The sequence below is a fragment of the Pseudomonas farris genome (assembly GCF_019145235.1).
Classification (GTDB): domain Bacteria; phylum Pseudomonadota; class Gammaproteobacteria; order Pseudomonadales; family Pseudomonadaceae; genus Aquipseudomonas; species Aquipseudomonas farris.
Map to the genome: position 1 here is coordinate 152786 of NZ_JAHSTV010000001.1, position 20437 is coordinate 173222.

The 20437-nt window shown below is 60.1% G+C and carries 18 protein-coding genes; 3 read left to right on the forward strand and 15 right to left on the reverse strand.

The annotated features are described in order from the left end of the window. The first annotated feature begins 565 nt into the window (after window positions 1–565). Both rne and KVG95_RS00690 read left to right on the forward strand, forming a co-directional pair. Entirely contained in the window at window positions 566–3772 is a 3207-nt protein-coding gene (gene rne, locus KVG95_RS00685) for a ribonuclease E (RefSeq protein ID WP_217854167.1), read from the forward strand. A gap of 261 nt (window positions 3773–4033) precedes the next feature. Further along, window positions 4034–4921, forward strand: a complete 888-nt coding sequence (locus KVG95_RS00690; RefSeq protein ID WP_217854168.1) for a LysR family transcriptional regulator — start codon at window positions 4034–4036, stop codon at window positions 4919–4921. Between the two features lie 15 nt (window positions 4922–4936). Here the strand turns inward: KVG95_RS00690 and KVG95_RS00695 are convergent, their stop codons facing one another. The 15 genes from KVG95_RS00695 to KVG95_RS00765 form a co-directional block, all read right to left on the reverse strand. Further along, window positions 4937–5833: a hypothetical protein gene (locus tag KVG95_RS00695; RefSeq protein ID WP_217854169.1), complete on the reverse strand. Its 897-nt coding sequence runs from the start codon at window positions 5831–5833 to the stop codon at window positions 4937–4939. After that, a complete protein-coding gene (locus tag KVG95_RS00700) occupies window positions 5833–6750 on the reverse strand; it encodes a DMT family transporter (RefSeq protein ID WP_217854170.1) in 918 nt (305 codons plus the stop codon). Before KVG95_RS00700 ends, KVG95_RS00695 begins: the two co-directional genes overlap by 1 nt. Window positions 6751–6761: 11 nt before the next feature. Next, the gene (locus KVG95_RS00705; RefSeq protein WP_225922858.1) at window positions 6762–7904 is read right to left on the reverse strand and encodes an acyltransferase; all 1143 of its coding nucleotides are present in this window, start codon (window positions 7902–7904) and stop codon (window positions 6762–6764) included. Window positions 7905–8319: 415 nt separating this feature from the next. After that, window positions 8320–8913, reverse strand: a complete 594-nt coding sequence (locus KVG95_RS00710; RefSeq protein ID WP_217854172.1) for a nucleotidyltransferase family protein — start codon at window positions 8911–8913, stop codon at window positions 8320–8322. Then, on the reverse strand, window positions 8910–9893 hold the full coding sequence (locus tag KVG95_RS00715; protein ID WP_217854173.1) for an XdhC family protein: 984 nt from the start codon (window positions 9891–9893) through the stop codon (window positions 8910–8912). The genes KVG95_RS00710 and KVG95_RS00715 overlap by 4 nt, the downstream gene beginning before the upstream one ends. Beyond that, complete coding sequence (locus KVG95_RS00720) at window positions 9893–12214, reverse strand: xanthine dehydrogenase family protein molybdopterin-binding subunit (protein WP_217854174.1); 2322 nt, start codon at window positions 12212–12214, stop codon at window positions 9893–9895. Before KVG95_RS00720 ends, KVG95_RS00715 begins: the two co-directional genes overlap by 1 nt. Next, on the reverse strand, window positions 12211–12681 hold the full coding sequence (locus KVG95_RS00725; protein WP_038982082.1) for a (2Fe-2S)-binding protein: 471 nt from the start codon (window positions 12679–12681) through the stop codon (window positions 12211–12213). The genes KVG95_RS00720 and KVG95_RS00725 overlap by 4 nt, the downstream gene beginning before the upstream one ends. 234 nt (window positions 12682–12915) lie before the next feature. After that, window positions 12916–13935, reverse strand: coding sequence for a UDP-N-acetylmuramate dehydrogenase (murB, locus tag KVG95_RS00730; protein WP_038982081.1), 1020 nt, complete (start codon window positions 13933–13935; stop codon window positions 12916–12918). Then, complete coding sequence (locus KVG95_RS00735; RefSeq protein WP_038982080.1) at window positions 13932–14396, reverse strand: low molecular weight protein-tyrosine-phosphatase; 465 nt, start codon at window positions 14394–14396, stop codon at window positions 13932–13934. Before KVG95_RS00735 ends, murB begins: the two co-directional genes overlap by 4 nt. Next, window positions 14396–15160 carry a 3-deoxy-manno-octulosonate cytidylyltransferase gene (gene kdsB, locus KVG95_RS00740; RefSeq protein WP_217854175.1) on the reverse strand — a complete coding sequence of 255 codons (765 nt, stop codon included), beginning with the start codon at window positions 15158–15160 and terminating at the stop codon, window positions 14396–14398. Before kdsB ends, KVG95_RS00735 begins: the two co-directional genes overlap by 1 nt. Further along, window positions 15157–15342 carry a Trm112 family protein gene (locus tag KVG95_RS00745; RefSeq protein WP_003174668.1) on the reverse strand — a complete coding sequence of 62 codons (186 nt, stop codon included), beginning with the start codon at window positions 15340–15342 and terminating at the stop codon, window positions 15157–15159. The genes kdsB and KVG95_RS00745 overlap by 4 nt, the downstream gene beginning before the upstream one ends. Before the next feature lie 25 nt (window positions 15343–15367). Beyond that, on the reverse strand, window positions 15368–16378 hold the full coding sequence (gene lpxK / locus KVG95_RS00750; protein WP_217854176.1) for a tetraacyldisaccharide 4'-kinase: 1011 nt from the start codon (window positions 16376–16378) through the stop codon (window positions 15368–15370). Next, window positions 16378–16806, reverse strand: a complete 429-nt coding sequence (locus KVG95_RS00755) for an ExbD/TolR family protein (RefSeq protein WP_052964865.1) — start codon at window positions 16804–16806, stop codon at window positions 16378–16380. The genes lpxK and KVG95_RS00755 overlap by 1 nt, the downstream gene beginning before the upstream one ends. Then, the gene (locus tag KVG95_RS00760; protein WP_008067747.1) at window positions 16803–17438 is read right to left on the reverse strand and encodes a MotA/TolQ/ExbB proton channel family protein; all 636 of its coding nucleotides are present in this window, start codon (window positions 17436–17438) and stop codon (window positions 16803–16805) included. The genes KVG95_RS00755 and KVG95_RS00760 overlap by 4 nt, the downstream gene beginning before the upstream one ends. 96 nt (window positions 17439–17534) lie before the next feature. Beyond that, a complete protein-coding gene (locus tag KVG95_RS00765) occupies window positions 17535–19769 on the reverse strand; it encodes a DNA internalization-related competence protein ComEC/Rec2 (protein ID WP_217854177.1) in 2235 nt (744 codons plus the stop codon). Window positions 19770–19905: 136 nt separating this feature from the next. Here KVG95_RS00765 and KVG95_RS00770 point away from each other — a divergent pair, with 136 nt between their 5' ends. After that, window positions 19906–20421, forward strand: coding sequence for a DUF2062 domain-containing protein (locus tag KVG95_RS00770; RefSeq protein ID WP_123723069.1), 516 nt, complete (start codon window positions 19906–19908; stop codon window positions 20419–20421). Window positions 20422–20437: the final 16 nt, after the last annotated feature.

Genomic DNA, 20437 nt, shown 5'->3' on the forward strand with positions numbered 1-20437 from the left:
GAGAGGCCGTCCTACGGGGCTTTCGCTACGTAACGGCAGAGTTTTCAGTTGTAACGAGCGCAGGTGACATAAGGCCTGAATCATGCCGCAAAGCAGAGTTTTCACTCGCCTTCCGAGCAAATATTCACGGCCAGTTCACAAAGTGCAGTCAGCTGCGAACGACCCCGAGCGAACGCTTCGGAAACAACGCCTAAATTAGCCATGATGCGTGACCTCCCCTTTCGGAGCTCACGGTAAATGCCAACCCGCTGCGGATTCTGCGCGCGGCAGCACCCGAATTATCAGGGATACGTGTAGGGTGGAGATGCACAACCGCTGGACTGTGTAGCAATAGGCTTTCTCAAGACGCTTCATCTCGTCCACAGCCGCCGGTTGATTCCTCCTCCTGACTGAGTGCTTAAGTAGCCACAGCAAGCAGGACGCGTACGTCGCGATGAAGGCCCACATTGGCCGGACTTCGCTGGACACGGGAATGGCCAACCACTCCCGACGCACCTGACACCGACCATGAGAAGTCGTGTGTGCCGAACGCCGTTTCCGGCAGCCCGGAAACCGACGGTACTACATGAAAAGAATGCTGATTAACGCAACTCAACCCGAAGAGTTGCGTGTTGCACTGGTAGATGGCCAACGCCTCTACGACCTGGACATCGAATCCGGTGCACGCGAGCAGAAGAAGGCCAACATCTATAAAGGCCGGATTACTCGCATCGAACCAAGCCTGGAGGCTGCCTTTGTCGATTTCGGCTCTGAGCGCCACGGCTTCCTGCCCCTCAAAGAAATCTCCCGCGAATACTTCAAGAAAGCCCCCGAAGGCCGCGTCAACATCAAGGACGTCCTGAGCGAAGGCCAGGAAGTCATCGTTCAGGTCGAAAAAGAAGAACGTGGCAACAAGGGAGCCGCCCTGACCACCTTCATCAGCCTGGCCGGTCGTTACCTGGTGCTGATGCCGAACAACCCGCGTGCCGGCGGTATCTCCCGTCGCATCGAAGGTGAAGAGCGCAACGAACTGCGTGAAGCCCTGAACGGTCTGGTTGCCCCGGCCGACATGGGTCTGATCGTTCGCACTGCCGGCCTTGGTCGCAGCAGCGAAGAAATGCAGTGGGACCTCGATTACCTGCTGCAACTTTGGACCGCCATCAAAGAAGCTTCGCTGGATCGTTCCGCGCCGTTCCTGATCTACCAGGAAAGCAACGTGATCATCCGCGCCATCCGCGATTACCTGCGCCAGGACATCGGCGAAGTGCTGATCGACAGCGTTGAAGCCCAGGACGAAGCCCTGACCTTCATTCGCCAGGTGATGCCGCAGTACGCCAGCAAAATCAAGCTGTACGAAGACAGCGTTCCGCTGTTCAACCGTTTCCAGATCGAAAGCCAGATCGAAACCGCCTTCCAGCGCGTCGTCGAACTGCCTTCCGGCGGCTCCATCGTTATCGATCCGACCGAAGCCCTGGTGTCCATCGACATCAACTCGGCGCGCGCCACCAAAGGCAGCGACATCGAAGAAACCGCACTGCAGACCAACCTTGAAGCTGCCGAAGAAATCGCCCGTCAGTTGCGCTTGCGCGACATCGGCGGCCTGATCGTCATCGACTTCATCGACATGACCCCTGCCAAGAACCAGCGCGCCGTGGAAGAAAAAGTCCGCGAATGCCTGGAAGCCGACCGCGCTCGCGTGCAAGTCGGTCGCATCTCGCGCTTCGGCCTGCTGGAAATGTCCCGTCAGCGCCTGCGCCCATCGCTGGGCGAAAGCAGTGGCATCGTCTGCCCGCGTTGCAACGGCACCGGCATCATCCGTGACGTTGAATCGCTGTCGCTGGCGATCCTGCGCCTGATCGAAGAAGAAGCCCTGAAAGACCGCACCGCCGAAGTTCGCGCACAAGTGCCGATTCCGGTTGCAGCTTTCCTGCTCAACGAAAAACGCAACTCGATCACCAAGATCGAACTGCGCACCCGTGCCCGCATCGTCATCCTGCCGAACGATCACCTCGAAACGCCGCACTTCGAAGTTCAGCGTCTGCGCGATGACAGCCCGGAAGCCAGCATCAATCAGTCCAGCTACGAAATCGCTGCCGCCGCTGCCGAAGTCGAAGAAGTCCAGCCAGCCGCTGCGACCCGTACCCTGGTTCGCCAGGAAGCCGCGGTCAAGACCGCTCCGGCTCGTGCCAACGCTCCGGTTCCGACCGAAGTCGTCGCCGCTCCGGTGGCTGCACCGGCCGTCGCTCCAGAGCCAAGCCTGTTCAAAGGCCTGGTGAAGTCGCTGGTCAGCCTGTTCGCCACCAAGGAAGAGCCTGCTGCGCCGGTTGTGGTTGAAAAGCCAGCTACCGAACGCCCTGCCCGCAACGAAGAGCGCCGTAACGGCCGTCAGCAGAGCCGCAACCGTAACGGTCGCCGCGATGAAGAGCGCAAGCCTCGTGAGGAACGTGCACCGCGTGAAGAACGCGCACCACGTGAGCCACGCGAAGCCCGCGAAGCCCGCGAAGAAGCTCCAGCGGTCGCCCAGGAACGCGCTCCGCGTGAAGAGCGCGCACCACGCGCCCCTCGTGAAGAACGTGCACCGCGCGCCCCGCGTGAAGATCGCAAGCCACGTGGCGAGCGTGAAGAACGTCCGGTTCGTGAACTGCGCGAGCCTCTGGATGCCGCTCCGGCCGCCGCTGCCAACGCTGAAGAACGTCCAGCCCGTCAGCCACGTGAAGAACGCGCTCCACGGCCACCGCGTGAAGAACGTCAGCCACGTACCGAGCCAGCCGCTGCCGCCGTTGCTGAAGAAGAGTTGACCACCAACGAAGAGCAACTGCAGGAAGACGGTCAGGAAGGCGCCGAAGGCGATCGTCCACGCCGCCGTTCCCGTGGCCAGCGTCGTCGCAGCAACCGTCGTGAGCGTCAACGCGATGCCAACGGCAACGTGATCGAAGGTTCGGAAGAGTCCGAATCGGCTGAAAACGCCGAAGCGCCAAGCGCTGCCGATCTGGCCGCCGGCCTGGCTGTTACCGCAGCCGTTGCCAGCTCTGTGATCAGCGCACCTGCTGAAGCACAAGCCAACGAGCAAGCCGAACGCGCCACTGCCGCCACACAGGAAACCGCTCCGGTCGAAGCGCCAGTCGTTGAAGCGACCACGCCGGTAGAAGTCACTGCTTCTCCGGAAATCGAAGTGGCACCGGTTCGTGAAGCCCAGCCTGAAGTTGAAGCTGCTGCTGAACCGGCAGTTGCTGCCGAGCCTGCTGCATCCGCTGAGCCTGTAGTTGAAGCGCCAACGGCTGAACCGGCCCGTGAAATTCGCGAAGAACAAACCGCGTTCAACTGGGTTGCCGAGCCACCCGTAGCGACCGAAGCTCCAGCGCCAGTCGCTGAAGCCCCGGTTGCTGATGCCATGGTCTCCGAGCCAGTGGTTGCTGCTGCCGAGCCTGCTCCAGCGGTTGTTGAAGCGCCAGTTGTTGCCGAAGAGGCTGCTCCGGTGGCTGAAGCCGCCCCTGTCAGCGCTCTGACCCCAAGTGGCCGTGCGCCGAACGACCCGCGTGAAGTACGTCGTCGCAAGCGTGAAGCCGAGCGTCTGCAGAAGGAAGCCGAACTGGCTGCCACTGCTGCTCCGGCCACTGCCGAGTCAGCACCGGTTGTTGCTGAAGTCGTCGAGGCAGCCCCTGCCCCGGCCGCTGAAGTCCCTGCCGAGCCGGTTGAATCCGCAATCGACGAAGCACCGCGCTCCGTTCAGGAAGCGGTAGAGCAACACGAGCAAGCCCAGGAAAAAGAGCACGAGCCTAAACCCCTCGTCTGATTCCATCGGCCACTAAAAAGCCCCGCCTGGTGATCCAGGCGGGGCTTTTTTTTTGCTAATAGAAACTGAAGCCTGTCGCTACCTGGCAACGGTTTATTGTCGAGGCGATTGCGTTCCTCGCTAAACACCCGCTTAAATATTTGTAAGCAAGTATTACGAAAGAGCTGTGCAACGTGCAGAATAGAGCGGTGCAGGGTTCCAAGTAGGTCCTGCCACGGCCCGAAAGCCTTCGGCCCGTTATGGAGCAAAGAGTGCGTGACTATGGAAATTGCTGAACTGGACGCTTTCAAAGCGATTGTTGACTACGGCAGCGTCACACAAGCAGCGATCAGGTTAAACCGCGCTCAATCCAGTATTTCCTTCCGCATCAAGACGCTCGAATCACGGCTCGATACCAAGCTGTTCGAACGCTCCGGTCGCGGTATCACGATGACGGCGCCAGGCAAGGAGCTCTATGCCTACGCCTCACAAATCCTCGAACTGGTTGCTCGCGCTCAAGCCAGCCTGAGCCAGACAAAAACCGAAACACGGGTGCGTTTGGGTGTCATAGAAAACCTCACTATTACTCGCCAGAACCTGTTGCAAAGCATCGTTGCCAATCCCGACGGGCTGGCAGTGGATGTCAGCATTGGTAATACACAGTCGCTGCTCAAGGATCTTGAGGCCGGCAAGCTCGACGCAGTGATTGTCGGCGCAGGCTTTGCGCCTTCGCATTATCGCCGGGTAACGTTGTTCAACGATCCGCTGGCCTTGATCTACAGCGCAGCACACCCCGCCATCCAGGACCTGAAAGCGTTCAGTGGCCAAGTGTTCCTGGTCAACAGCCGGCGCAGCGCTTCACAACGTAATCTCGACGAACTGTTCATGATGGGCAATATCACCCCGGAAAAAATCATCGAGTGTGGCTCTTATCCGCTGTTGTTTTCTAATGTGATCAACGGCGTGGGCGTTGCCCTGGTGCCGTTGTCACTGGTCGATTCGTGCTGCCGCAGTGAACAAGTGCAAACGTATTTCCTGAGTGGTTCATATGCCTCGCTGACCACCGAATTCGTGTTTTTCGATCACCCTGGCAAACCAGCCCCCAGAGCGCTGGCGCAATGGGTGCTGGACTTCGAAAAACCAGCCCGCTTACCGCTGACGGAAGGGTAACGGGCCGGGCACCCGTCAGCAGTTACACGATTGCCGCACCACCTCGTCCTCGAAGAGGTTGGACAGTTGCAGTCCATCCTCCTGGCTGCTCGCCCGAATGACGTCACCGTGCTGCAACTCGAAGGCATCCTTGTCGGTGCTTAACGAGGCACCGAGCAAAACATAGTGAACCGTACCGGGCTCGCAAAGCTCTTCATGCTGGAACAACAGGGCTTCGAGTTCACGTTTGGCAAACATCAACTGATCCAGCCCTAATAGCGACTGTTTGTCCCACACGGTTTCACCACGCCGGACAATCGAACTCCTCACCACTGAGTAGCGCGGTGGTTCTGCGATCACCAGCTCGTGGCACAACGCGGTATTGCGCAACTTGGAGAGACCAGCCAGCCCGGGTTGAGTGTGACGCAGCACCGGGTCAGAAAAATCCACCGCCAAGGTGTAACCGATATAGCGGGGGTTTCGGCAGTCGTCGATGAGGTACACACAGGCATACTCGATCTCGATTCCCGCGCCACTGGCATGACACGGTGATTTGATCGCCCGGGAAGCGGCCACCAACCCTTTGCCGTTACCTTTGTAGTACCAGTCCGGCGAGGACCTCTGAGGCATGGGCAGACCATTGACCGAGCGATGCGTGTAACCAAAACCGCTCACCATGCACACGGCATCCCGTACGGGCCGCAGCGGCACGTTAAAGGTCATCAATGAAAGCGCTTCAAGCGGCACCGCTACCAAGGACAAGTTGCTTTTGAAGTGCTCCCAGGATTGCTTGCTACGCATGAATCGCACAGCCAACGCCTGAGAATTTTCGGCATCTTCGACCTGCCAGACCGTAGCCGATGCCCCCTTGCCCTGCACAATCCCCACCCACCGCACACCGTGACGGTCGACCGAGTCGATGATTCTGTCCATCAAACCGCCTCCGTGCGCAGTACCACCGGTGCCCGCTTTTTAATGGAACAGAGGATCACCCCAAATACGATCAGCACCAGACTGACCAGGTGATAGGCGTGCAATTGCACGTCGAGGAACACGATACTGAACAGCCCACCGGACAGTGGCACCAAGTGAGTGAAGATCTCACCACGGGTGGCACCGATTTCACCGATACCTTTGCTCCAGAACAAGTACGACAGCCAGGACGGGAAGATCACCAGATACGCCAGGCCCAGCCACGGTGCAGCGCCCTGCCCCAGGTTGAACGTCAGATCAGGGTGCAATGCCCAAATACCCAGGCTGAACGGAATCAGGCACAGCGCCCCCACCACCGCGCAATACGTCACGAACGCATTGCCGGCGATGGTTTTTGGCTTTGTCCGCAAAAAGGAGCAATAGACAGCCCAACTGGCAGCCGAGGCCATGGTCCAGAAATCGCCTTTGTTGAAGCCTTCCAGGAAGCTCAAATCGGACAGATGCCCCATCGTCACCAGCCAAAACACACCCACCGTACTGATGACCACCCCAAGCATGTTCGACCTGGAGATGAAATCACCGAAAACGAAACGGTTGAGGGCCAGTACCAGACACGGCGTGGCCGACAGGTAAATCGCCGCATTCAACGAACTGGTGTATTGCAAACCGATATATAAGGTCAGCGGAAATATAACTTGGCCACAGACCGCCAACATAACCAGGGTCAACCATGACTTACGTGCAGCCGGCAAACTGGTGATCACGGCTTTATAGTTAATCAGCAGTAGCAAAGCGCTGGTAATAAGCCATCGAAGTTGCGACAGCAGCACCGGATCGACATCCACCACCATCAACTTTCCGACGACATAGTTACCGCCCCAGAACACGGCAGCGAGTGAAAGTAATAAGTACGGCATTGACGCCTCCGTTAGATCTTCTTCATTAACATGAAAGAGGCACCGTCGAACTCGACTTCCCCTTGCAGATGGAACAAGTCTTGATACACAGACAGTTGCGCCTGCAACACATCCGTAATGGGCACCAACAACAGTGCCTGCGTCGCTAGCACCCGGGCCAGTTCATTGACATAGACTCGGCAAGGCTCGGCCTCGACAGGCGAACTGTTGGCGACAATCAATGAGTAACCCAATCGACGGCGATAGTGAAAGTCGCCGGCCGAGGCGAATGGCAATCTCGAAAAATCCAGATCGGCGCGCAACCTGAGCTGCTTATGGCCGTAGTCCTGAGCCCACTGCAAGTGGTGGGCAAACGGCTGCCGGGAACTGGAAATGACATCCAGGCTGTGCTGGCCGAACGCTTGAAGCTGAGCGTTATCGGATGGGGCAATCAGCAATACGGACTTTTTGCCCGGCGTGTCGAGATACTCCGCCAGTGGCGCCGGCAATGTCGGCGTCTCGCGCTTCGGGCTGTCACGGTAGATCATCAACCAGTCCGAATTGATCGCGGCCCAATTGCTGACTTGCAGCGTCTGCTCGATCGACGGCTGGTAGGTTTCCATGAGGTGAGCCTTGAACGGCAGGTATTGCAGGACCTTTCCCTGATCGCCAACGATGGAATAATCGCCGACCCATGTATTAAGGAAGGAACGGATTCCGACGATGCTCGCCTTACCCAGGTAATCCGCGTTCCAGCCCACAATCGCTTCACGCCCGACCCACGCGTAATCGCACAATCGCACCGGTGGCAGGCGCGTCATCGCGACAGTCCGCGAGCCGATGGAGAGCCGGCCATACGGGTCATGGTCCTGACGCAGTAACTGACTTCCCGGCGATAGCCAGACACCATCGCCTATATCCACATCGCCGCCGGCATTGACCGCAGCGTTACGACCAAAACGCACATACTGTCCAATCTTGATCGAAGGCAAATCCTGCGCCGAGTGATCGAGTTGATGATCGGCATGGGGGTGGCTGAAATACGCACCGTTTTCAAAATGAGTGGGCGAAATCAGGTGTTCTCCGACCTGTTCCTTGACGAGCAGCGGTGAGCCACTGGTATTGACCGAAAAGTGTTCCGGGGACAAACCGAAGTCGTCACCCAGTTCTTTCAAACGTTCTCCAAAAGTGACCCCGAACTTGATCTCGTCGCGATGACAACTAATTGTTTGCGACGCTTTTCTAAGTTGCCGAAGTGTTTTGACATAACGCGGAACAGGTTGAGAAACATCTGCAGAACTTAATGCCCGCTCCAATGCTCCCAACTCCTGAATATCACTGTCCAGCTCCAAAGGACTGACACTGACCGACGCATCCATATAGTGCTTTATCATGTAGGCTCTTTTTTTCTAATGAGTACTGACCGGATGTTCACCCCAACTGTGAACACCACACGCCACATGATCGTATGTCGGATAGAACCCGCTGAATAACGAGTTTTATATCTGGCACCCATCGATAAATACGAATGGGCGAAAGGAAGAGCCGATTATTCCGAGGAAAGTGCGAATGCAATCCCGCTGACAACCGTTATTGAAAAACCAGCGCCTCAGGCACATCCACATCCCACAACACCCCGGGATCCTCCACCGCCACTTCGACCACCCTCGCCTGTGCGAATAGAGACTTAGCGCCGTGATCACCGGTCAATGCCATCAATCCCGGACCGAAGCTTCGCCCGAACCCCACCGGGTGCCCATATTGCCCCTCATGCACCGGCACGCTGATCGCATCCTCCGCAATATTCGCAACAACCTGTTCAATGCTGGACTGCAGGATAAACGGCATATCCCCCAGCACGATCAGCCAGCCACCGAGTTCCGAGCACGTCGCCACACCCGCCGCAATACTGTCGCCCAGGCCGGTCGACTCGATCCGCACAATCTCGCAACCATAGGCCTGAGCCATGCGAATCACTTGCGGGCGATCCGCCGTGGTCACCAGCACGCGCTTCTCAAGCGTGGCCGGCAGATTCACCAGCACCTGCTCGATCATCGAATGCACGGAGACGCCATCACGACCGGTGCAGTCCACCAGCAGCTTGTCCTTATCGTCACCCGCTACCTGTCGAAACCGACTGCCCTGCCCCGCGGCCACTACGATAACGCCGATGGGGTCGCTCATATGCCCTCCTGCAACGGCTTCTTCTGTTTCAGCTCGACGCCGTTCTTGATCGCCACAATTTCGGCCAGCAGCGACAAGGCGATTTCCGCCGGTGTATGGCTGCCGATGTGCAAACCGATCGGCCCGTGCAAACGCTCGATGGCCTGTTGTGACAAGCCTAGCTGAGCCAGGTTGTCCCGGCGCTTCTGGCTGTTGACCCGCGAACCCAGCGCACCGACATAAAACGCCTTGGAGTCCAGGGCCGTGAGCAGCGCCATGTCATCCAGGCGTGGATCGTGGGTCAGCGCGACAATGGCCGTGCGCTCGTCGGTCTGGATGGTCAGCACCGCTTCATCGGGCATGCCCGGGACGAAGCGACCGTGTTGCTCTTCCCAGCCATAGACGAACTCGGTGCGCGGATCGCAGATCAGCACTTCGAAATCCAGCAGCCGCGCCATCTCGGCAACATAGCGCGACAGTTGGCCGGCGCCGATCAGCAACAGCCGCCAGCGCGGACCATAAATGGCGCGCAAGGTCTGCCTGTCAAACACCAGCGCATCGGTCTTGCTCGCTGGTTGCAGGATCACTTCACCGGTCGCCAGATTCAGCTCACGCGCAACGATTTCATGGGCCTCGCAGCGCGTCAGCAATTCGGCGACCCACGCCGGATCGCCGACGCACTCCTCGGTCAGGCGCAACGTGCCGCCGCATGGCAAACCAAACCGCGCGGCCTCCTCACGGGTGACGCCATAGGTAATCAACTGCACCGGCGGCCCGTCGGCCGGGATACGGCCATCGTGTAGCCGGGCAATCAGATCATCCTCGACACAGCCACCGGACACCGAGCCAATCACCACGCCATCTTCACGCAAGGCGAGCATGGCGCCAGGTGCCCGGGGCGCGGTGCCCCAGGTCTGGACCACGCTGTACAACATCACCCGCTGACCGCCGCGGCGCCACTCCAGCACGCTGCGCAGGACGTTCAGGTCGACGCTGTCCATCAGGCTTGCGCCTTCTGCCAGCCTTGCAGCTGATAACGTACTGGCAGGTCACGAATACGCTTGCCGGTGGCAGCAAAGATCGCGTTGCACAACGCTGGCGCGATCGGCGGTACGCCCGGCTCACCGACTCCGCCCAACGGAACATTGCCCGGTGGCGTAACCAGGTGCACGGCGACTTCTTTCGGTGCCAGAGACATGCGCGCCACCTCGTACATGTGGAAATTGTCCTGCTGAACCTTGCCGTCCTTGAAGCTGATTTCCCCCAGCACCGCGTTGCCCAGGCCCATGACGCAGGCACCTTCGAACTGCGAGCGAATCCGCTCAGGGTTGATCTGCGGGCCGCAATCCACGGCGATGTCGGCCTTGTGCACGATCAACGTGCCATCGTCTTTGACTTCCACCTCGATCACCGCCGCCACATAAGTGACAAAACTATAGTGCACTGCCAAGCCCAAGCCTCGACCCTTGGGCAACTCACGCCCCCAACCGGCCGCTTTGGCGGCGGTTTCCAGCACGGTGCGCATCCGTGCGGTATCGATTGGATAACGCTCGGGGGATTCACCGTAGTTCCACTCTTCACTCAAGGTCCGCGGATCGATCTGACGGTCCGGGCCGAGCAGTTTGATCTGGTACTTGAGCGGATCCTGGCCAGCCTTGTGGGCCAGTTCATCGACAAAGCTCTGGATCGCAAAGCCGTGTGGAATGTTCGATACCGAGCGATACCAGCCGACCCGGGTATGGACCGCCGCTTCGGGGTTTTCCAGGCGCACGTTGGGGATCGCGTAAGCCATGTTGGTAAAGCCCATGCCCAGCTCGAAAGCCGCCTCATGGTTCATTCCCGGGGCGAACAGCGCGGTGATGCTCGGTGCCACCGTGCGGTGCAGCCAGCCGGACGGCAGGCCGTCCTTGTTCAGGCTGGCCTTCAGGTATTCGGCAGAAACAGTGTGGAAATAGGAGTTGTGGATGTCGTCTTCACGGGTCCATTGCACCCGCACCGCCTTGCCCGGAAACTCTTTGGCCAGGATCGCCGCTTCAACGACGAAGTCCGGCTTGGATTTGCGACCGAAACCGCCGCCGAGCAAGGTGACGTTGAAGGTGACGTTATCGAATGGGATGCCGAGGCGCTCGCCGATCCGTTCGCGCGTGACTTGCGGTGCCTGGCTTGGGGCCCAGGCTTCGCACACGCCGTCCTTGAAACGGGCGATGGCGACCATCGGTTCCATTGGCGATTGCGCCAGGTGCGGCAGGTAGTAAGAGGCTTCGAGGGTGCTGTCGGCACTGCTCATGGCCTGGTCGATGCTGCCTGTATTGCGCACCACTTTGCCGGGCTTGAGGGAGGCGGCTTCGAGCTCCTTGCGGTAGGCGATCGAGTCATAACTGGCGTTGGGGCCGTCATCCCACTCGATTTTCAGCGCTTCGCGGCCCTTGATCGCCGCCCAGGTATTGCTGGCCACCACAGCCACACCGCCCAGAGGCTGAAACTCGGACGGCAATGGACGGCTTTCGATTTGCAGAACCTTGATTACGCCCGGGACTTTCATCGCGGCGCTGGCATCGAAGGATTTGACCTTGCCACCGTAGACCGCTGGACGCGCGATGGTGGCGAAGAGCATGCCGTCGAAATGCACATCGGCGCCGTACACCGCGCGACCATTGACGATGTCCGCACCGTCGATAGCCTTGGTGCCTTCCTTGCCTATATAACGAAACTCCGATGGCTGCTTGAGCCGCAGGCTCTCGCGGGCCGGCACCGCCAGTGCACCGGCAGCAGCGGCCAACGCGCCGTAGCCCAGTTCACGACCGGTCGGTTGGTGAATGACTTTATGCAATTGCGCATGGCACTCGCTGACCGGCACTTTCCACTGCGCGGCGGCGGCTTGCTCAAGCATGGTCCGCGCGGCAGCCCCGCAACGGCGCATCGGCTCGTACCAGTGACGCATGCTGCGCGAACCGTCGGTGTCCTGGTTACCGAAACGCACTTCGTCGCCCGGCGCCTGTTGCACTTTGACCAGCGCCCAGTCGGCGTCCAGTTCATCGGCTACTACCATGGTCAGGCTGGTGCGCACGCCCTGGCCCATTTCCGAGCGGTTGCAGACCACGGTCACGCTGCCATCGGCGGCGATGCTGACGTAAACCTTTGGATCATCGATCCAGCCATTGGGCATGCCGTCAGCGCCGAACTTCTTGTCTTTTTCGGCCGCGAGGGCGTCCTGCCAGCCCCAGCTTGCCGCCAGCACCAGCGCACTGGTGGCGCCCACGCCTTTGAGGAAACCCCGGCGGCTGAGGTTGCTCAGCGCAAAATCGTTCGGTAACTGGCTCATGCCTTGGCCTCCTTCAGGTGAGTGGATGCCTGGCGGATGGCGGTCTTGATCCGGTTGTAGGTGCCGCAACGGCAAATGTTGCCGACCATCGCCTCTTCAATCTGCTCGTCGCTGGGGTTCGGGTTGGTTTTCAGCAAGGCGGTGGCCGACATGATCTGCCCGCCCTGGCAGTAACCGCACTGAGCCACGGCGCTGTCGAGCCAGGCTTGCTGGACGACTTTGCCAACCGGGTCAGCGTGCAGGTTATCGATAGTGGTGACGTTCTGGCCGACTACCGAGCCGATCGGCGTGATGCAACTGCGCGCAGGCGCGCCATCGATATGAATGGTGCAGGCGCCACACAGGCCCATGCCGCAGCCAAATTTGGTACCGTTGTAACCGGCCACGTCACGGATCGCCCAGAGCAGCGGCATGTCCTCGGTGACATCGAGTTGATGATCTTGTCCATTGAGTTTCAGGGTAATCATGGGCACGCCCGCATAGTTATAGAGGTTATGGGGTCGAGCAATCTGCCGCGTGGGTTCCTTCACGCAGATCGACTCAGGCTAATAGGCTCTCTTATGCGGACAGCAACGTCTGCACCGGGCCTTTGGTGGAGCAAATGCTTGCATCGTTAGGTAGCTAAGTTAACCCAGCATTAACAAAAAAGCCCTGCACATCTGAAGATGTGCAGGGCTTTGGAATCAGCTTGAAGCGTAGCCTCAATACCGATTGGGTTCCATTTCCAGGTCGACCTTGAAACGCTCTGCAATGTCTTTCTGAATACGCTGCGCCAGGTTCAGCAATTGCAGGCCCGTTGCGGTGCCGTAGTTGACCAGCACCAGCGCCTGTAATTTATGCACACCGGCATCACCGTCGCGAAAGCCTTTCCAGCCGGCCCGTTCGATCAGCCAGCCCGCCGCCAGTTTCATTTGCCCGTCAGGTTGCGCGTAGGCCACCAGCTCCGGGTACTGCTCCTTGAGTTGCGCCACCAATGTCGCCGACACCAAGGGATTCTTGAAGAAGCTGCCGGCATTGCCGAGCACCGCCGGGTCCGGGAGCTTTTCGTTGCGAATGCTGCAAATGGCCTGACTGACATCGGTAGGCGTCGGGTGATCGATGCCTAGCGACGTCAGGCGCTGGCGAACCGGACCGTATTCCAGGTGCAGGTGAGCGGTGCGATTGAGGGTGAAACGCACCCGCAAGATCAACCAACGCCCCGGCTCCTGTTTGAACAGGCTGTCACGGTAGGCAAAGTTGCACTCGGCCAGCGTGAAGTCCCGCAACTCGCCGGTTTGGCGATCAAGGGCCGTCAGGCCGGCAAAAACGTCTTTGATCTCGACGCCGTAAGCGCCGATGTTCTGCATCGGTGCCGCGCCTACGGTGCCGGGAATCAGGCTGAGGTTCTCCAGCCCCGACAACCCTTGCACCAGCGTGTGCTGCACAAACGGATGCCACGGCTCGCCCGCCTCGGCTTCGATCACCACCTGGTTGCCGTCATCGCTCAGCAGGCGAATCCCCCGTGTGGCCATGCGCAGCACCAGTGCCTGCACATCAGCGGTCAGCAGCAAATTGCTGCCGCCACCAATCACCAGCACGGGCACATCATGTTCCAACCCATAGGCCAGGGCTTCGCGCACGTCAGCATCGCTATGGGCCTCGGCAAACAGCCGGGCCTGAACATCCACGCCAAAGCTGTTGAACGGCTTGAGCGAAACCTGAGATTGCACCCGAAAACTCATAACCGGCCCTTCAATTCGATCACCAGCAAATCGCTGGCGCGCTCGATCAGGTCCAGTACCGTTTCGAACCCCTGGTCGCTGTCGTGATAAGGGTCCGGTACTTCATCGATTTCCGACTGGAAGCGACGCAGGAACAGATCCAGCTCGGCCTTGCACTTGGCCGGTTGCAGGGCCTTGAGATGGCGCAGGTTGCTGTTGTCCATCGCCAGAATCAGGTCGTAGGCGGCGAAATCGGCACGGCTGACTTGCTGCGCACGCTGGGCCGACAAGTCATAACCGCGCAACTTGGCCGCGGCCTGGCTGCGCTTGTCCGGGGCCTTGCCGACGTGCCAGTCACCAGTGCCGGCGGAAGCCACTTCGACTTGATCGGCCAGCCCCGCCTCACGCAGCTTGTGCCGAAGCACGCCTTCGGCCGTCGGGGATCGGCAGATATTGCCCAGGCAGACGAACAGAACCCGCATCAGGCCTCCAGCAAGCGACGAACGCGCTCGAGGTCTTCAATGGTATCGACGCCGGTAGGCGGGGCGATCAGCGCATCGGCAACGTGAATCCGTACGCCGTGCCAGAGCGCCCGCAGTTGCTCCAGAGCTTCGGTGTTTTCCAGCCAGCACGGGCCCCAGGTGACGAAGTCCTGCAGGAAACCGGCGCGATAGGCATAAATGCCGATGTGGCGGCGATATGGCACACCTTCCGGCAATTGCTCGCGGCTCTTGGCGAACGCGTCGCGAGCCCACGGCAAGGTGGCACGGCTGAACGTCAGCGCCAGACCATTGAGGTCACTGACCACCTTGACCACGTTGGGATTGAACAGGGTTTCCACGTCTTCGATCGGCTCGGCCAGGGTGGCCATGCGCGCTTCGGTGTGGGCAGCCAGGTTGGCGGCGACCTGATCGATCACGCTCGGCGGAATCAACGGCTCGTCGCCCTGAACGTTGACCACGATGGCGTCCGGAGCCAGGCCCAGTTTTGCCGCGACTTCAGCCAGACGATCGGTGCCGGAATTGTGGTCTTCGCGCGTCAGCACCACTTCTGCACCAAAGCCTTTGCAGGCTTCGACAATGCGCGCATCGTCAGTGGCAACGACCACTCGCTGGGCACTGCTTTTGCTCGCCTGTTCCCAAACGTGCTGGATCATCGGCTTGCCGGCGATCAGCAGCAGGGGTTTGCCCGGCAGACGGGTGGAGGCATAGCGCGATGGAATGACAACGGTAAAGGCTGTGGTCATTTATCCAGACGCTCGTCGGTGGTCAGGGTGCGCGCTTCACTTTCGAGCATCACCGGGATGCCGTCGCGAATCGGGTATGCGAGGCCAGCGCCCTTGCTGATCAGCTCGGTTTTGTCGGCGCTGAGCTTGAGCGGACCTTTGCAGATCGGGCAAGCGAGGATATCGAGCAATTTGGTGTCCATGAACATTCCCTGGATAGAAACGGAGTTAAGGCAAAAGACGAGCCGGCAACAGGCGCATCAGCTGCGTATCGAACCAGGCCACGAAGGCCGGCGATGGCACAGCATCGACCGCCAGGTACCACCAATCGGCGGCGGCGAAGGCACGGCACTTCACCGCGTCTTTTTCCGTCATCACCACGGGCAATGACGGGGTGAAATTCAAGGCCTGCACGCTGTACTCGGCGTGGTCGGTAAATGCATGCGGCACTGGCCGCCAGTGTAGCGTTTCGAGGGTCGTGAAGAAACGCTGGGGATTGCCGATCCCGGCCACGGCGTGAATGGCCTGGCCTGCGGGGAAGTGGTCGAGAGGCCGGCGTTCGCCGCTTTGCAGATTGACCAGCGCGGTGGGTTGCAGCTGGAAGGCAAAACCGTCGATGCGGTCGGCCGTGGCACCGTTGTAAAGCACTGCATCGACACTTTGCAGGCGCTCGATCGGTTCGCGCAACGGCCCGGCCGGCAGGCAACGCTGGTTGCCCAGACCCCGGGCGGCATCGATCAGCACCAGTTCCAGGTGCCGGGCCAGCCGGTAATGCTGCATGCCGTCGTCGGAGAGGATCAGGTCCAGCGGCTCGCTCGCCAGCAAGGCTTTGACTGCGCGACTGCGGTCCGGGTCAATCATCAGCGGCACGCCGGTGCGCTGGACGATCAACAGCGGTTCATCACCCGCCACGTCCGCGCTTTGATCCGCCTTGACCCGCCACGGCAATTGCGCAGGTTTGGCGCCGTAACCACGGCTGACCACGCCGACCCGCAGCCCGCTGCGCTGGCAATGCTCGATCATCCACAGAATCAGCGGTGTCTTGCCGGTGCCGCCCACGGTGATGTTGCCGACCACGATCAGCGGCACCGGCGGCTGATAAATCTCGCCTTCGCCGGCCAAAAAGCGCTTGCGCTTGCCGGTAACCACGCGTCGATACAGCCATTCCAGAGGCTGCAACAGCTTCAGCGCCGGATGGCCTTCGTACCACGCAGCGAGCAATCGATCGGACATGGCCATCAGGACGCCGGCGCCGCCTCGACAGTGGTCATGCGCAAGTGACTGAAACCGAGCTTGCCGGCAGCATCCATCGCGGTGATGACGGACTGATGGGGGGTCTTGCCATCGGCGCTGATGGACAATGGCAGGTTGGTGTCGCCATTGGATTCTTTCTGTAGCGCTTCCATCAGGCTGGTCAGGTCATTCTTGGGCAACAAGTGGTTGTTGACCGAAAACACCCCCTCGGCGCTGATGGCGATGTCCAGTTGTTTGGCCTGCTGGTCTTCGGCCGGGGAACCGCTGACCGCTTCCGGCAAGTCGACGCGCAACTGGGTTTCACGGGTGAAAGTGGTGGTCACGACGAAAAACAGCAGCAGGATAAACACCACGTCGATCAACGACGCGAGGTTGATGTCTATCGTTTCCCGTGGTTTACGACGGAATTTCACGCTTTGCCCTCAGCCAGGTCCACGTCGCGGTCACCCTGCACTACCTCGACCAGCTTGATCGCTTCCTGCTCCATGCCCACCACCAGCTCATCTATGCGGCGTTGCAGGAAACGGTGGAAGAACACGGCCGGGATGCCGACCATCAGGCCAGCGGCGGTGGTGATCAACGCTTTGGAAATACCACCGGCCAGCACTGAGGCGTTGGTGCCCATGCCCGTGCCCATGAACGCACTGAAAATATCGATCATGCCCAGCACCGTACCCAGCAACCCCAATAACGGGGCCATGGCGGCGATGGTGCCCAGGGCATTGATATAGCGTTCGAGCTCGTGAATCACCCGCGCAGCGGCCTCTTCGATGCACTCTTTCATGATCTCGCGACCATGCCTGGAGTTTGCCAGACCGGCAGCCAGAATCTCGCCCAACGGAGAGTTGGCGCGCAGTTCCTTGAGTTTTTCTTTATTGAGTTGTTTGTCCTTGATCCAGACCCAGACCTGCCCGAGCAAGTGCTCCGGGGTCACGCGGCTGGCACGCAGGGTCCATAGACGCTCGGCAACGATCGCCATGGCGGCGATGGAACTCAGAATGATCGGCAGCATCATCCAGCCGCCGGATTTGACCAATTCCCACACAGTGACAGTCCCCTCGAAAAGTGCGCCACTCTAACATAGGGGGTGGACGCACCGAAGACCGCGATGTCGCATCCGGTCGGGCTTCGATAGTTCGGGTTACTGGCTGGATGGTGGCGGACCGCGCCAGAAGCGCCGTTCTTGAAGCATCGTCCACGGCGGCTTGAAACGTCCCAGTTGCAGACGAATGGCACCTTGCTCGGCGCTGTCGTAGATCGCCACACCACGTTTTTGATACCGCGCCACGACCGTGGGATGGGGATGACCGAAAGAATTGCCGTTACCACGGGAGATCAATACCGCTTTGGGTTGCAAGGCGCTGAGCAATGCCACCGAAGACGAACTGCGACTGCCATGGTGCGGGGCCTGCAACCAATCTGTCGGCACCGCCAATGGACCGTCGAGCAGCGCCCGCTCGGCTGCGGCATCGATGTCACCGGTCAGCAGCAACCGCTCGCCGTTGGCCTCGATCTGCAACACGCAGGATTTCTGATTGCTGTCGCTGGCAGACGGCCACTGCCAGAGCTGAAACTTCACGCCGTCCCAGGCCCATTGCTGACCGCTCTCGCAGCCCTCGGCGTGCAGTTCGTCTGGCAGGGCCAGATGATCGCCACTCAGTATTTGCTTCACCGGTATTCCATTGGCAATTGCTCGCGCACCGCCGGCGTGATCGGCATCGGCATGGCTGATCAGCATCAGATCGATGCCGTTCACACCCAGTTTGCGCAATGATGGCAGCACCACCCGCTCACCCAGATCGATATCGCCGAACCGTGGCCCCGCGTCATACAGCAAGGTGTGATGGCGGGTACGCACCAGGATTGCCAAACCCTGACCGACATCCAGCTGCCAGACCTCGGCCATGCCTTCAGGCAATGTGTGCCGGGGCGCAAAAACCAGTAACAGCAAAATCGGCCAGCCCAACGGGCGCAACGGCACGCCTCGCGGCAGTAACAGTAGAAAGGCCCCCAGCGTGCCGAGCGCCCATACCCACAACGGGACCGCCACCGGCACCCACGCGGGCAATTGCCCGGCGATCAGCGCCAATCCCTTGAACAAAAGATCGATCAGACCGCCAGCCAACCACAGCAATCCTTCGCCCACATAAGGAACGGGCAACAACATCGTCCCAAGCAAAGCCGGCGGCAGGACCACCAGGCTGACCCAGGGCACCGCCAGCAAATTGGCCAGCGGCCCGCTGAGACTGATCGGCAACCCCAGCACCAACAGCAGCGGGCACAGACCGATTGCGATCAGCCATTGGGCACGGGTCCAGGTTTGCCACCAGCGCCACGCACCCAATCGCCCGCCAAAGGTAAAAATCAGCACCGCCACCGCCGCAAAGGACAACCAGAAACCCGGTTGCAGGCTCGCCAGCGGGTCCAGCAGCAAAACACCGTCAAGGGCCAGCAACAGCGGCCACCATGCGCCGAGGTGACGAAACCGTAGTCGCCATAACAGCACCAGACCGATCATCAGGCAGGCCCGCCGCACCGGCACTTCGAAGCCGGCCAGCAGCCCATAACCGAGGGCCGCCGCGAACGCCAATCCGCATGCCCATGGCAACCACGGCAAGCGCTTGGGCCATAAGCCATAACGCGCCAACCCGACAATCAGCAGATACATCACGCCCGCCAGCAAACCAATGTGCTGCCCGGAAATCACCAACAAATGCACGGTGCCGGTGTCTTGCAGCACCTGCCAGTCCTCACGACTCAGCCCGGCGCCATCCCCCAGCACCAACGCCGTCAGCGCCCCCGTTCGCCCCTGGGCATCCACGGCCTGCAAACGCTGACGGATGCCGTCACGCCAGGCCCACTGTGCTTCCTTTAGTCGCTGGCCATCTTTGACGGTCCCGGTGGCGCCGATGTGCCGGGCCAGTAACCAGGCGTCGTAATCGAACGCATGCGGGTTGAGCAACCCGACAGGACGCTTCAATTTGACCGCCAGCCGCCAATGCTCACCGCTGTTGACGGGCGGCCCGCCATACCAGGCCAGGCGCAGGTGCCGAGGCAGTCTGGTGCGACGCGACTGACTGTCCGTCAGTTCGAAACGCACTACGCCCTCGGCCTGCTGCGGCAACCCGGTCACACGACCTTCGACCCAGCGAGTCTCGCCATCGAGATTCAGCGCCAGGCGATCATTCAGCGCCCACTGTGCATTCGCGCCCGCCCAACTGAGACCGAACAGAAAAAATGCCAGGGGAAAGGTGCGAAACGGCAGCAACATCAAACCCACTACCGACAACAACAGCCACAATCCCGCCGGCGGTAATACCGGTAAAAAACGCAGGGCCAGCAGACCCAACGCCAGCGCCATCATCCCTGTGCGCATAAGCCCGTCCTTGAGAGTCCCCGCCCTAGGCTTAGCCGGTCCGTCGCACGTCTGTCGTTATCAATTGTCACAAAGTCTGAATGGGCGGTTCGTAGAATCCAGACATACTTGCCGCCTGAACCGACCGAGAAGCCTTATGCCCCGGCGCTTATTCAAACGTTACATGCCAGACCCGACCAGCATCAGGGAACACAAATCCTTACGCTTTCTCGGCACCCTGCTGCATGACCCGAACCTCTGGCACCTCAATCGCCACTCCGTCGCGCGGGCCATGGCGGTCGGTCTGTTCGCGGCGTTCCTGCCCATCCCGTTGCAGATGCTGTTGGCGGCCATCCTTGCGATTGTGGTGCGCGGCAACATGCCGATTGCCGTCAGCCTGGTCTGGCTGACCAACCCGATCACCATGCCGGCGGTGTTCTTCTGCACTTACCAGACCGGTGCCTGGCTGATGGACGTCCCCGCCCGCAGCCTGCCGGATGAGTTGACCTGGGAATGGATCAGCGGCGAACTCTCGAGCCTGTGGCAACCGTTCTTGCTCGGTTCGGTGGTCACGGGGCTGGTGCTGGGTGCCCTCGCCTATTGCCTGGTGATGATGTATTGGCGCTGGTGGGTGAGTCGGCAGTGGAAGCGGCGTAAGAAAAGTCGAATGTGAGAATGAAAAACGGCCT

What these genes read in the sequence shown, in the direction of transcription:
- murB (WP_038982081.1), bottom strand. Translation starts at nt 13,935, where the DNA reads ATGAGTTTTCGGGTGCAATCTCAGGTTTCGCTCAAGCCGTTCAACAGC.
- KVG95_RS00720 (WP_217854174.1), bottom strand. Translation starts at nt 12,214, where the DNA reads ATGAGCCAGTTACCGAACGATTTTGCGCTGAGCAACCTCAGCCGCCGG.
- KVG95_RS00695 (WP_217854169.1), bottom strand. Translation starts at nt 5,833, where the DNA reads ATGGACAGAATCATCGACTCGGTCGACCGTCACGGTGTGCGGTGGGTG.
- KVG95_RS00770 (WP_123723069.1), top strand. Translation starts at nt 19,906, where the DNA reads ATGCCCCGGCGCTTATTCAAACGTTACATGCCAGACCCGACCAGCATC.
- KVG95_RS00745 (WP_003174668.1), bottom strand. Translation starts at nt 15,342, where the DNA reads ATGGACACCAAATTGCTCGATATCCTCGCTTGCCCGATCTGCAAAGGT.
- KVG95_RS00765 (WP_217854177.1), bottom strand. Translation starts at nt 19,769, where the DNA reads ATGCGCACAGGGATGATGGCGCTGGCGTTGGGTCTGCTGGCCCTGCGT.
- kdsB (WP_217854175.1), bottom strand. Translation starts at nt 15,160, where the DNA reads ATGACCACAGCCTTTACCGTTGTCATTCCATCGCGCTATGCCTCCACC.
- lpxK (WP_217854176.1), bottom strand. Translation starts at nt 16,378, where the DNA reads ATGGCCATGTCCGATCGATTGCTCGCTGCGTGGTACGAAGGCCATCCG.
- KVG95_RS00725 (WP_038982082.1), bottom strand. Translation starts at nt 12,681, where the DNA reads ATGATTACCCTGAAACTCAATGGACAAGATCATCAACTCGATGTCACC.
- KVG95_RS00710 (WP_217854172.1), bottom strand. Translation starts at nt 8,913, where the DNA reads ATGAGCGACCCCATCGGCGTTATCGTAGTGGCCGCGGGGCAGGGCAGT.
- KVG95_RS00700 (WP_217854170.1), bottom strand. Translation starts at nt 6,750, where the DNA reads ATGCCGTACTTATTACTTTCACTCGCTGCCGTGTTCTGGGGCGGTAAC.
- KVG95_RS00690 (WP_217854168.1), top strand. Translation starts at nt 4,034, where the DNA reads ATGGAAATTGCTGAACTGGACGCTTTCAAAGCGATTGTTGACTACGGC.
- KVG95_RS00715 (WP_217854173.1), bottom strand. Translation starts at nt 9,893, where the DNA reads ATGGACAGCGTCGACCTGAACGTCCTGCGCAGCGTGCTGGAGTGGCGC.
- KVG95_RS00735 (WP_038982080.1), bottom strand. Translation starts at nt 14,396, where the DNA reads ATGCGGGTTCTGTTCGTCTGCCTGGGCAATATCTGCCGATCCCCGACG.
- rne (WP_217854167.1), top strand. Translation starts at nt 566, where the DNA reads ATGAAAAGAATGCTGATTAACGCAACTCAACCCGAAGAGTTGCGTGTT.